Below are 12,062 nucleotides of genomic sequence, written 5' to 3'. Positions count from 1 at the left end.
GACGCCCGGAATGTCCGTACGGGGTGCGAGAACCCGTTCACCAGCGGATCGGCACCGGAAGCGCCGTCAGCAGTCCCGACACCACGACCACCACGCCGAGCGCGTACACCTCCGCCCGCGCGGGGGAACAGGCGGTCAGCGGGTCCCGCGCGCGAGCCAGCCGGATCCGGGCCCACAGGGCGAGTGCGGCGACCCCGGCCATGAGGATCACCTTGGCGAGCAGGACACGCCCGTACGCCGTGTCCGTCAGCTGCTCCAGGATCGTCCCCGGCGGCATCCGGCGCAGTGAACTGCACGCGCCCGTCGCGGTGACGGCGGCGAGCAGAACGGCCGCCACGCGCGCGTAGCGCCCCAGCAGCGCGGCGCCCGCCTCCGCTCGCCGCCACAGCCGCAGGGTGCGCAGCGCGTGCAGCAGACCGCCCACCCAGAGCGACGCGCAGACCAGGTGCACCAGGGTCAGCCCGGAGCCGATGAGCGGGCTGTACTCGGTCGTCGGATGCGCGCGCAGTGCCTCCGCGACCATCACCGCGGCCAGCGGCCACACCTGGGTTCCGGGACGGCCGGACGCCGCGCACAGGGCCGCCGCGAGGAAGGCGTTGACCTCCAGGAGGGCGAGTTTGCCGTCCCTGGAGTCGTAGAGACCGCCGACGTCGATGTCGGCGAGGCCGGCGGGCACCAGGTTGCCGGTGGCCACGACGGAGGCGAGCCCGAGGGCGGCCACGAAACCGACGGAGTTCGCCGCGGTGGACCAACTGCGGGGCACGGCAGGGGGAGCGCCGGGCACGGAACGCGCCAGCCGCCGCGCGAACAACTCGCCGACGGGTATGGACAGCGCGGCGAACAGCACCGCCCGCAACAGGGCTATGCCACCGGTACCGGGCGCATCGGCCTCCCCGGTACCGCGCAACGCGGGCGCCGGCCCGAGCAGCGGTACCAAGGCGCCCACCCCCACCAGCACAAGCACCCCGACGGCCCGACGCCGCCCACCATCCACCCCGACCCCGGTCTTCATCGAACTCACCCCAGGATCTTCACAAGGCCCTACAGAAGCGGGCAAGTCCGTGGTCCCCCCGTTCGAGCGGAGCCGGGAGTGGGGGAGGCACCCTGCCAACGCCGGCAAGCGACATCCCGCCCGGTCCCTCAAACCCACCGCGCCGAATCGGCTCCCCAACGACCCGGAGCCCGAGCCCAGTCACGCGGACCACCATCGAACACCACCGGCGACAAGGCGTACCGCAGCCTCCCCAGTGGGCTGTCCCGCTCCGCGAGCCATCGTCCGACGGGCACGTCACGGGCAGGCTCGGCGGACCCGGGCGCCGCACCTGCCAGCAACCACCCCGCGGTCCGTGCCAGCGCCACCCGCACCACCCTGCTCCCACCCACCTCCGCCTGCTCGCCGACCGCCCGCAGCACACCCGCCGCCAACACGTACCCCGTGCCGTGGTCGAGCGCCTGCGCCGGCAGCGCCCCCGGCCGCCCCACCGAAGCGCTCTCGACCGCCGCGACCCCCGTGGCCACCTGCACCAGACTGTCGAAGCCACGCCGGCCGCCCCACGGCCCGTACGCCCCCCACGCGGACAGCTGCGCCACCACCACCCCCGGCCGCCGCTCGGCCAGTGCCCCGGGGGTCAGCCCGAAGCGGTCCAGGGCGCCCGGACGGTACCCCGTCACCACCACGTCCGCCGTCGCGAGCAGTTCCTCGAACACATCCCGGCCGGCCGGGAGATCCAGCAGCGCCGACCGCTTCCCGAAGCCCGTGTCGGCGTGCTGGTCGGCGAGTTCGGGCAGCCCCGGCGCGTCCACGCGCAGCACGTCCGCGCCGAGCAGGGCGAGCGTGCGGGTGGCGACCGGACCCGCGATCACCCGGGTGAGGTCCAGCACCCGCAGCCCCGCGGCGGGCAGCAGCGGATCCCGGCCCACCGGAGTGAGCACCCGCGCGGGGGCCGAGTCCAGCCGCCCGCGCTCCACCAGGGGCCGCTCGGCCACCTCCACGCCCTGTTCGTGCGCCGCCCACTCCTCGGGCGTCCGCAGGGCGACGGCGAGACCCCCGGCCGCGTACACCGCCTCCTCGACCTCACGCGCGGAGCGCTCCGCGAGCGCCGCCGCCACCGCGCCCGGGTCCTCCGGCACGCCCAGCGCGGACAGCAGCCGGGCCCGGTGGTGCGGGTAGTTGGCGTGCGTGCGCACCCACCCGTCGGCCGTGCGCCAGAACCGCGACAGCGGCGCGAAGGTCTCCGGGGCCCGCCCGCCGACCAGCAGATGCCGCTCGCTGGCGAACGCCGTGGCCACCGCCCCGTCGTCCACCCGCACCGCCGGCACCTCGCCGCCGCCGGTCCGCCGTGCCCCCAGCTCGGCGGCGGCCAGCGCGCACGCGCCCACACAGGCACGCGCCGACTCCCGTACCGGAAGGCGGGCAGGGAGCACACCGGGCCGTTCGACGGCCGACACGCGCGCGAGGAGGGCGGGATCGCCGCCCAGGGCGGACCAGACGGAGGCGAGATCGGTCATGCCCGCACTATGCCGCGAAAGGGGCCGGGCGCGATCGCCCGGCCCCTTTCGCACACACCTCCCGCGCGACTACCGCGTCACCGCGTCCAGCGCGTCGGCCGTGCCCCAGCCGTAGAAGCCGTTGCGGTTCTTCGGGCCCTCGCACACCGCGTCGACCTTGCCGTCGCCGTCGATGTCGTACGGGTCCGTGCACGCGGTGGCGTCGGCCTCCGCGTACAGCAGGGCCTTCACCAGCGCCGGCGAGGCGTGCGGGTGCGTCGACTTGATCAGTGCGGCGACGCCCGCGACGTGCGGGGACGCCATCGACGTACCCGCCATGTAGCCCCACGACCCGCCGGGCAGCGTGCCCAGGATCAGACCGCTGGTGGCGGGCGGCTCCGGCGTCTGGTACGCCGTCGAGTCACCGCCGGGCGCGGCGATGTCGACGACACCCCGGCCGTAGTTGGAGAACGACGACTTCAGACCCTTCGCACCGGTCGCCGCGACCGTCACCACACCCGGCAGCTGGGTCGGGATGTCCAAGCACTCGGACGGATCGATCACCCGGTCCGAGGGGGTGGAGTCGTTCGGGGAGACCGGGTCGGTGATCTCGTCGGACGCGAGGTCGTAGTTCTCGTTGCCGGCCGCGGCCACGTTCACCGCGCCCTTGCGCTCCGCGTACTTCGAGGCCCGGGTGACGGCCTCGACGAGCGCCTTCTGGTCCGGGTCGTCGGTGCAGTTGAAGTACCAGGGGTCGGTGTAGTAGCTGTTGTTGGTGACGTCGACCCCGTGCTCGGCCGCCCACACGAAGCCGCACACCACGGCCTCGGTGTAGAAGAAGCCGTCGGGGTTGGACACCTTGATGCCCGAGACCTTCACGCCGGGCGCGACACCGGTCATGCCGACGCCGTTCTTCGCGGCGGCGATCTCACCGGCGACGTGCGTGCCGTGCGGGCTCTCCTCCGCGCTCGGCCGCCAGGCACCGTCGCCGGTGTCCGGCTTGCCCGACACGCAGTTGACCGACGCGGCCCGGTCGAAGTTGGGCGCGATGTCCGGGTGGGTGTCGTCCACACCGGTGTCGATGACGGCGACGGTCACCTTGGAGCTGCCCAGGGACTTCTCGTGCGCCCGGTCCGCCTTGATGGCGGGCAGGTCCCACTGCAGGCCCTGGAGCGGGTCCTGTCCCTCGGCCGCCGCGGACTCGGCCCGGGCGATCTCGGAGGCGCTGAGCGCCTTCGGGGTGCCCATGTCCGTGGTGGCCGCCGACGGCAGCGGCGCGGTGCGGGTGGCACCGGCCGACTGCACCCCGCGCACCGTGCGGATGGTCTTCGCGAAGTCGGCGTTCGAGGAGTGGACGACGATGACGCCGATCTTGTCGTACGACGTCACGACCGTCCCGCCGGCCTTGCCGATCGCCTTCTTCACATGCGCCGACGCGGCGTGCCCGCCCTTGACGTTGACCACATAGCTGAGCGGGGTCGCGTCGGCGGCGACCGCGGCCGGCGACGTGTCGGCCGGGGCGGCCGTGGCCGCGGTGTTCGGCAGGAAGGCGAGTGCCGTCGCCATGGCCATCCCGGCCGGGATGGCGAGCGCGCGGCGGTGACGCGGGTGGGACGCTGTCATGAAGTCTCCAGTTCGTTCACGAGTGCGGTCGTACGGGGGAAGTGCGGAGCGGCGCGGGTCACTTGACGGCGCGCAGCGCGTCGACGATGCCGAAGCCGTAGAAGCCGTTGACCCTGCTGCCGCCCTCGCAGGTCGCGTCCTGCGCGCCGTCGCCGTCCTGGTCGTAGGACTCGGGGCAGCCCGGGTTGTCCGCCTGGGCCTTCAGCAGCGCCTGCAGCTGGGCGGGCGTTGCCCACGGGTGCTTGGACTTCAGCAGCGCGGCGACGCCGGCGGCGTGCGGCGAGGCCATCGAGGTGCCCTGCAGCCAGGCGTACTCGCCGTTCGGCATGGTCGACAGGATGCGGCCGTCCTTCGACGGCGTGTCCGGCAGCTGGTAGCGGCGGTCACCGCCCGGCGCCGCGACGTCGACGACGCCCTTGCCGTACGTGGAGTAGTACGACTTGAGGTTCTGCACGCCCGTCGCGCTGACCGTGACGATGCCCGGCAGCTGGGTCGGGACGTCGAAGCACTCGCTCGGGTCGATGGTGCGCTCGACCGGCGTGGTGTCGTTCGGGCTGGACGCGTCGTCGATCGCGTCGGAGGCCAGGTCGTGGTTGGAGTTGCCGGCCGAGGCGAGGTGCAGCGTGCCCTTCTTCTGCGCGTACAGCTGGGCCCGGTTGACCGCGTCGACGATCGCCTTCTGGTCCGGGTCGTCCATGCAGTTGTACAGCCACGGGTCGACGTAGTAGCTGTTGTTCGTGATCTCCACACCGTGGTCGGCGGCGAACACGAACGCGCAGACGACGTTCTCCGGGTAGAAGAGGCCGTTGTCCGGGTCGCTGACCTTGATGCCGGCCACCTTCACGCCGGGTGCGACACCGGCGACGCCGACGCCGTTGCGGGCCGCGGCGATCTCACCGGCCACATGGGTGCCGTGGTAGTCGTCGGCCGTGTACGGCCGCCAGGCGCCCTCGCCGGTGTCCGCCTTGCCGCCGACGCAGTTGGCCGACTGGGAGGCGGAGAAGTTCGGGGCGAGGTCCGGGTGGGTGTCGTCGACGCCGGTGTCGATCACGGCGACGGTCACCTTGCGGCTGCCGTCATTGATCTTCGCGGCCTTGTCCGCGCCGATCGCCCGCAGGTCCCACTGGTCGGCCTCGAGCGGCTCGCTGCCGGGCGTGGCCGCGGAGGCGGCCTCCGTCCGCGCGGCCTCGGCGGCCGTCACGAAGTCGGCGGCGCCCTCGTCCGTCGTCCCGGCCGCGGTCAGCGGCGCGGTGCGGGTGGCACCGGCGGACTGGACCCCGCGGGCCTTGCGTATCTCCTCGCCGAAGTCCGGGTTGGCCGAGTGGACGACGATCACGCCGATCCTGTCGTACGTGACCACGACCTTCCCGTCGGCGGCGGCGATCGCCCGCTTCACCGACGCGATCGTGCGGCGGTCCGCCTTGGTGTTGACGACGTACGCCAGGGCGGGCGCGTCCGCCGCCCGCTCGGCCGGCACCGTCCGCGGGGCCGCCGAGGCCGCCGAGGCCGCCGCCGGCAGGAATCCGAGCGAGGCGGTCAGGGACAGCACGACGGGCACGGCAAGAGCGAGCCGGCGTCTGGAACGCAGATGAGCCATGGGGTCTCCACATCATCCGGAAACGAAACCGGCCCGAGACACGGTGGTGCTCGGGCAGGTACATGACGGGGTGGTGCAGGGTGAAGCTATCCCGCGCTCTCGCTGGCCAGCAATGTTTTGCCGGAAACACCTTCGGAAAACGCCGTGGGAAAAGAACGGCGGAGAGTTGAACCGGTCCTCGCGTGGCGCCGTGCCCTTGGGCAGGAAGCGCGAGGACACTCGCCTTTCGTCCCCGCCCGAACCGAACCGCAACGCGAGGAGACTCCGTGGCCGCCGAAGCACCGCCCCCCTCGACGGAACAACACAAACTCCCCACCCCCGAGGAGTTCACCGAGGTGCAGGAGAGCGCTGAGTTCGGTGAACTGCGCCGCTCCCACCGCTCCTTCGCCTTCCCGCTGACCATCGCCTTCATCGTCTGGTACCTGCTGTACGTCCTGCTCTCCAACTACGCGGGCGACTTCATGGGCACCAAGCTGTTCGGCAACATCAACGTCGCCCTCGTCTTCGGTGTCCTGCAGTTCGTCACCACGTTCCTCATCGCGTGGTGGTACTCCCGGCACGCCGCCGCCCAGCTCGACCCCAAGGCCGAGGCCATCAAGACCCGTATGGAGGGCGGCGCATGAGCCCCGCGATCACCCATGTCCAGCTCGCCGCGAACGAGGCCAGCGAACACCGCACGCTCATCATCACCCTGTTCGCGCTGTTCGTCCTCGCCACCCTCGGCATCACCGTCTGGGCGGGCCGGCAGACCAAGGACGCCGCCGACTTCTACGCGGGCGGACGCCAGTTCAGCGCCTTCCAGAACGGACTCGCGGTCTCCGGCGACTACATGTCGGCCGCGTCCTTCCTCGGCATCGCCGGCGCCATCGCCCTCTTCGGCTACGACGGTTTCCTGTACTCCATCGGCTTCCTGGTCGCCTGGCTGGTCGCCCTTCTCCTGGTCGCCGAGCCGCTGCGGAACTCCGGCCGCTACACCATGGGCGACGTCCTCGCCTACCGCATGCGCCAGCGACCCGTGCGCACCGCGGCCGGCACCTCCACCATCGTCGTGTCGATCTTCTACCTGCTGGCCCAGATGGCGGGCGCGGGCGTCCTCGTCTCGCTGCTGCTCGGCATCACCTCCGACGCCGGCAAGATCCTCATCGTCGCCCTCGTCGGCGTCCTGATGATCGTGTACGTCTCCATCGGCGGCATGAAGGGCACCACCTGGGTCCAGATGGTCAAGGCCGTGCTGCTCATCGGCGGCACGATCCTCATCACGTTCCTGGTGCTGCTGAAGTTCAACTTCAACATCTCCGACCTGCTGGGCAGCGCCGCCGAGAACAGCGGCAAGGGCGACGCCTTCCTCGAACCCGGCCTGCAGTACGGCGCCGACGGCACCACCAAGCTGGACTTCCTCTCCCTCGGCATCGCCCTGGTGCTCGGCACCGCCGGTCTGCCGCACATCCTGATCCGCTTCTACACGGTGCCCAACGCCAAGGCCGCCCGTAAGTCCGTGAACTGGGCCATCGGCATCATCGGCGGCTTCTACCTGATGACCATCGCCCTCGGTTTCGGTGCCGCCGCGCTGATCTCCCAGGACGAGATCATCGCCTCCAACCCGTCCGGCAACACGGCGGCCCCGCTGCTCGCCCTGCACCTGGGCGGCGTCGACTCGGCCTGGGGCGCGATCCTGCTCGCCACCATCTCGGCGGTCGCCTTCGCGACGATCCTCGCCGTGGTCGCCGGACTCACCCTCGCCTCGTCGTCCTCCTTCGCGCACGACATCTACGCCAACGTCATCCGCAAGGGGCAGGCCACCGAGAAGGAGGAGATGCGGGCGGCCCGCTGGGCGACCGTCGCCATCGGTGTCGTCTCCATCGGGCTCGGCGCGCTCGCCCGCGACCTGAACGTGGCCGGCCTGGTCGCGCTGGCCTTCGCGGTCGCCGCGTCCGCCAACCTGCCGACCATCCTCTACAGCCTGTTCTGGAAGCGGTTCACCACCCAGGGCGCCCTGTGGTCGATCTACGGCGGTCTCGTCGTCGCCGTCGGCCTGGTGCTGTTCTCGCCCGTGGTCTCCGGCGATCCCAAGGCGATGTTCCCCGACGTCGACTTCGCCTGGTTCCCGCTGAAGAACCCGGGCATCATCTCCATCCCGTTCGGCTTCGCGATGGGCTGGCTCGGCACCGTCCTGTCGAAGGAGGAGCCCGACGCCAAGAAGTACGCGGAGCTGGAGGTCCGGTCCCTGACCGGCACCGGCGCCCACTGATCCACACCCCGCGCGGCCGCGGGGGGGGGGGCCCCCCCCGGGCCCCCCCCCCCGCCCCGGCCCCCCCCCCCACCCCCGGGCCCCGCGGGGGGGGGGGGGGGGGCGGGGGGGGGCCCGGGTGGCGGCCCCCCCGATCGCGGCCCCCCCCCCCCCCCCCCCCCCGGGGCGGCGCCGCGGCCCCCCCCCCCGGCCCCGCCCCCGCGGCCGTTCGCCATCTCGTCACACGGGGCACTGTGGGTTGTCGGCGGCGTCACGTAGGCTCGCAGGTATCCGGGCACGAGTGATCCGCGTCGAGGGAGGGGGCCCACGTGCTCATCGACACCTACGGCCGAGTGGCCACCGACCTGAGGGTCTCGCTGACCGACCGGTGCAATCTGCGCTGCACCTACTGCATGCCCGAGGAGGGTCTGCAGTGGCTGGCCAAGCCCGACCTGCTCACGGACGACGAGATCGTCCGTCTCGTCGACATCGCCGTCACCTCGCTCGGTGTCGAGGAGGTCCGCTTCACCGGCGGTGAGCCGCTGCTCCGTCCCGGCCTCGTCGGCATCGTCGAGCGCGTCGCCGCCCTGGAACCCCGCCCGCAGATGTCCCTCACCACCAACGGTATCGGGCTCCGGCGTGTCGCGTCCGCCCTGAAGGAGGCGGGCCTGGACCGGGTCAACGTCTCCCTGGACACGCTCCGCCCGGACGTCTTCAAGACCCTCACCCGCCGCAACCGCCACCAGGACGTCCTCGACGGCCTGTACGCGGCCCGTGAGGCCGGTCTGACCCCGGTGAAGGTCAACTCGGTCCTGATGCCGGGGCTCAACGACGACGAGGCCCCCGACCTCCTCGCCTGGGCCGTGGAGCACGACTACGAGCTGCGCTTCATCGAGCAGATGCCCCTGGACGCCCAGCACGGCTGGAAGCGCGAGGGCATGATCACCGCCGGGGACATCCTGGCCTCCCTGCGCACCCGCTTCGAGCTGACCCCCGAGGGCGACGAGGCGCGCGGCTCCGCACCGGCCGAGCGCTGGCTGGTCGACGGCGGCCCGCACCGCGTCGGCGTCATCGCCTCCGTCACCCGCCCCTTCTGCGCGGCCTGCGACCGCACCCGCCTCACCGCCGACGGACAGATCCGCACGTGCCTGTTCGCCACCGAGGAGACCGACCTGCGCGCGGCCCTCCGCTCCGACGCCCCCGACGAGGAGATCGCCCGCATCTGGAAACTCGCCATGTGGGGCAAGAAGGCGGGAGCGGGCCTGGACGACCCGTCGTTCATCCAGCCGGACCGGCCGATGTCGGCTATCGGGGGCTGAGGAACCTAGGCTCCCTCCGGAGCCTCCCACTCCTCGAACAGGACGACGTCCTTCAGGAATCCGCGCACGCCGAGGAACTGCGACAAATGCTCGCGGTGCTCCTCGCAGGCGAGCCAGGTCTTACGGCGCTCCGGTGTGTGCAGCTTGGGGTTGTTCCACGCCAGCACCCACACGGCGGCGGCACGACAACCCTTGGCGGAACAGATCGGCGTCTCGGGATCAGGGACCATCACACGCTGACCCTAACCCGGCGGGAAAAGGCCGGGAAAAGGCGACGCCGAGCAGCCACGGGGGGAGCTGCCCGGCGTCGGTCCGTCGCTCCGACGGGGGATGCGGAGCGCGTACGAAGTATGTCACGGGTCACCCCGCCCCCGGCACCGGAACAGCATGATTGATCTGAGCTTTTCTTGAGCTTGGCGGGGAAGTGTCTTTCGCTTCGCGCTGTTTCCCCTCACGCCCCGATCCTCACGACCGCTCGGGCCGCTCCGTTCGTTCGCCCGGCATCGGCTGTGACGTCACATCTTCCGCATCGGATTCCGCGGAACCGTCATTCGTCCGCGGCGATGTGATCATCGGCTTCATCGGCGTCGTCACGAAGGTCGACGGCAGTGACGGCGCGTTTTCGCGCCCGGCGTTGGCGATCACCACCGCGACGTACGGCAGGACCGCACCGAGCACCAGCGCCACGATCGCGACGTGCCGTTCCACGTTCCACAGCGTCGCCGCGAGGATGACCGAGACCGTGCGGACGGCCATCGAGATCACGTACCGGCGCTGCCGCCTCCGCACGTCCTCCTGGAGGCCCGTCCGGGCGCCGGTGATCCGGAACACCTGGACGCTGCCGCCGCCATGCTGCTTCCGCATCACATTCCACCATCCGCCCGCATCGGACCTTCCCCGTACCTGACCGGACGGCGCCCCGTTCCGTGACACCGGGTCCGGACATGTCCACGTTACGCCGCGCCCGGCCGGGTCACGAGAGCGGGTCGCCCCGCCCCGCCTGCGCCGTGGCGCGCACGGTATGTCCGACATGCGGCGTACCGCGTCTCGGTCGACACTGGCCGTAATGCTCGCGTCAAGCCGTACGAGGAGGCAGCCATGGGCTGGTTGTGGGCGATCATCGTGGGATTCGTGCTCGGTCTGGTCGCCAAGGCGTTGATTCCCGGCAAGCAGCACATCCCACTGTGGCTGGCCACCATCTGCGGCATGATCGGCGCAGTCGTGGGCAACGCCATCGCGCGGGGTTTCGGGATCGAGGAGACGCGGGGCATCGACTGGGGCCGGCACATCTTCCAGCTGGGCGCGGCGATCGTCGTCGTCCTGCTCGCGGAGATGCTGTACACCGCGATGAAGCGCAGGAAGCACGAGCGGCAGCGGGTCTGACCCGGCACGGACGGCGACGGCGGCGTACGGCGGGGCGGTTTCCGGCGTACGACGAAGGGGCGGCCTCCGGCGCACGCCGGAAACCGCCCCGCGCCGGCCCGTCGGCTCAGCCGGCCGTGACCTCCACCGCCGCCAGGTTCTTCTTGCCCCGGCGCAGCACCAGCCAGCGCCCGTGCAGCAGGTCCTCCTTCGCGGGGACGGCGTCCTCGGCGGTGACCTTGACGTTGTTCACGTAGGCACCGCCCTCCTTCACCGTGCGCCGCGCGGCCGACTTGCTCGGCACCAGACCGACCTCGGCGAACAGGTCGACCACCGGACCCAGCTCGGCCACCTTGACGTGCGGCACCTCGGAGAGCGCCGCCGTCAGCGTGCGGTCGTCCAGCTCCGCCAGTTCGCCCTGACCGAAGAGGGCCTTGGACGCGGCGATCACGGCGGCCGTCTGCCCGGCGCCGTGCACCAGCGTCGTCAGCTCCTCCGCCAGCGCCCGCTGGGCCGCCCGCGCCTGCGGCCGCTCCTCGGTCTGCCGCTCCAGCTCCTCCAGCTCCTCGCGGGACCTGAAGGACAGGATCCGCAGGTAGCCCGAGACGTCCCGGTCGTCCGTGTTCAGCCAGAACTGGTAGAACGCGTACGGCGTCGTCATCTCCGGGTCGAGCCAGACGGCGCCGCCCTCGGTCTTGCCGAACTTGGTGCCGTCCGCCTTCGTCATCAGCGGCGTGGCGTAGGCGTGGGCCGTGGCGTCCGGCTCCAGCCGGTGCAACAGGTCCAGGCCCGCCGTGAGGTTGCCCCACTGGTCGCTGCCGCCCTGCTGCATCGTGCAGCCGTAGCGCCGGTACAGCTGGAGGAAGTCCATCGCCTGCAGCAGCTGGTAGCTGAACTCCGTGTAGCTGATGCCCTCGGAGGACTCCAGACGCCGGGCGACCGAGTCCTTGGTCAGCATCTTGTTGACGCGGAAGTGCTTGCCGATGTCCCGCAGGAACTCGATGGCGGAGAGGTTCTGCGTCCAGTCGAGGTTGTTGACCATCGTGGCCGCGTTCTCGCCCTCGAAGGCCAGGAACGGCTCGATCTGGCCACGCAGCCGCTCGACCCAGCCCGCGACGGTCTCCGGCGGGTTCAGCGTGCGCTCCGCGGTCGGGCGGGGGTCGCCGATCTGGCCCGTGGCACCGCCGACCAGCGCCAGCGGCCGGTGACCGGCCTGCTGGAGCCGGCGCAGGGTGAGCACCTGCACCAGATGCCCCACGTGCAGGGACGGCGCGGTCGGGTCGAAGCCGCAATAGAACGTGACGGGACCGTCCGCGAGCGCCTTGCGCAAAGCGTCCTCGTCAGTGGACTGGGCGAACAGCCCGCGCCACTTCAGCTCGTCGACGATGTCCGTCACGGTTCTCGTGTCTCCTCGATGATCTTCGGCCGGTCGGGTGACGGCCGATTG

General features: G+C 71.7%; 11 protein-coding genes. 4 read left to right on the top strand and 7 right to left on the bottom strand.

Annotated elements, in window-relative coordinates; genetic code table 11:
• Positions 1 to 37: 37 nt before the first annotated feature.
• From ACH4VX_RS07170 to ACH4VX_RS07155, 4 genes are all read right to left on the bottom strand, one after another.
• Positions 38 to 1,012, bottom strand: a complete 975-nt coding sequence (locus ACH4VX_RS07170) for a CopD family protein (protein WP_398366351.1) — start codon at positions 1,010 to 1,012, stop codon at positions 38 to 40.
• A 128-nt stretch (positions 1,013 to 1,140) separates the two neighbouring features.
• Positions 1,141 to 2,508 carry a CoA transferase gene (locus tag ACH4VX_RS07165; RefSeq protein ID WP_398366350.1) on the bottom strand — a complete coding sequence of 456 codons (1,368 nt, stop codon included), beginning with the start codon at positions 2,506 to 2,508 and terminating at the stop codon, positions 1,141 to 1,143.
• 69 nt (positions 2,509 to 2,577) lie between these two features.
• Positions 2,578 to 4,110: a S8 family serine peptidase gene (locus ACH4VX_RS07160; RefSeq protein ID WP_398366349.1), complete on the bottom strand. Its 1,533-nt coding sequence runs from the start codon at positions 4,108 to 4,110 to the stop codon at positions 2,578 to 2,580.
• A 58-nt stretch (positions 4,111 to 4,168) separates the two neighbouring features.
• Positions 4,169 to 5,707: a S8 family peptidase gene (locus ACH4VX_RS07155; protein WP_398366348.1), complete on the bottom strand. Its 1,539-nt coding sequence runs from the start codon at positions 5,705 to 5,707 to the stop codon at positions 4,169 to 4,171.
• Between the two features lie 266 nt (positions 5,708 to 5,973).
• Here ACH4VX_RS07155 and ACH4VX_RS07150 point away from each other — a divergent pair, with 266 nt between their 5' ends.
• From ACH4VX_RS07150 to moaA, 3 genes are all read left to right on the top strand, one after another.
• Positions 5,974 to 6,330: a DUF485 domain-containing protein gene (locus ACH4VX_RS07150; protein ID WP_398366347.1), complete on the top strand. Its 357-nt coding sequence runs from the start codon at positions 5,974 to 5,976 to the stop codon at positions 6,328 to 6,330.
• Positions 6,327 to 7,955 (top strand): cation acetate symporter, encoded by a 1,629-nt coding sequence (locus ACH4VX_RS07145; RefSeq protein ID WP_398366346.1) that lies wholly within the window; start codon positions 6,327 to 6,329, stop codon positions 7,953 to 7,955. Before ACH4VX_RS07150 ends, ACH4VX_RS07145 begins: the two co-directional genes overlap by 4 nt.
• Positions 7,956 to 8,263: 308 nt before the next feature.
• Positions 8,264 to 9,253 carry a GTP 3',8-cyclase MoaA gene (gene moaA, locus ACH4VX_RS07140; RefSeq protein ID WP_398366345.1) on the top strand — a complete coding sequence of 330 codons (990 nt, stop codon included), beginning with the start codon at positions 8,264 to 8,266 and terminating at the stop codon, positions 9,251 to 9,253.
• 5 nt (positions 9,254 to 9,258) lie between these two features.
• On the opposite strand, the gene ACH4VX_RS07135 is transcribed toward moaA, so the two are convergent.
• Positions 9,259 to 9,483: a hypothetical protein gene (locus ACH4VX_RS07135; protein WP_398366662.1), complete on the bottom strand. Its 225-nt coding sequence runs from the start codon at positions 9,481 to 9,483 to the stop codon at positions 9,259 to 9,261.
• A gap of 235 nt (positions 9,484 to 9,718) precedes the next feature.
• The gene (locus ACH4VX_RS07130; RefSeq protein ID WP_398366661.1) at positions 9,719 to 10,117 is read right to left on the bottom strand and encodes a DUF3099 domain-containing protein; all 399 of its coding nucleotides are present in this window, start codon (positions 10,115 to 10,117) and stop codon (positions 9,719 to 9,721) included.
• Between the two features lie 234 nt (positions 10,118 to 10,351).
• On the opposite strand from ACH4VX_RS07130, the gene ACH4VX_RS07125 reads away from it, so the two are divergent.
• Entirely contained in the window at positions 10,352 to 10,636 is a 285-nt protein-coding gene (locus ACH4VX_RS07125) for a GlsB/YeaQ/YmgE family stress response membrane protein (RefSeq protein WP_398366344.1), read from the top strand.
• Between the two features lie 106 nt (positions 10,637 to 10,742).
• On the opposite strand, the gene tyrS is transcribed toward ACH4VX_RS07125, so the two are convergent.
• A complete protein-coding gene (gene tyrS / locus ACH4VX_RS07120) occupies positions 10,743 to 12,011 on the bottom strand; it encodes a tyrosine--tRNA ligase (protein WP_398366343.1) in 1,269 nt (422 codons plus the stop codon).
• Positions 12,012 to 12,062: the final 51 nt, after the last annotated feature.

The sequence above is a fragment of the Streptomyces sp. NPDC020731 genome (assembly GCF_044334705.1).
Classification (GTDB): domain Bacteria; phylum Actinomycetota; class Actinomycetes; order Streptomycetales; family Streptomycetaceae; genus Streptomyces.
Note: the sequence above shows the minus strand (reverse complement) of the source record. Positions and strands in the feature narration are given on the sequence as shown.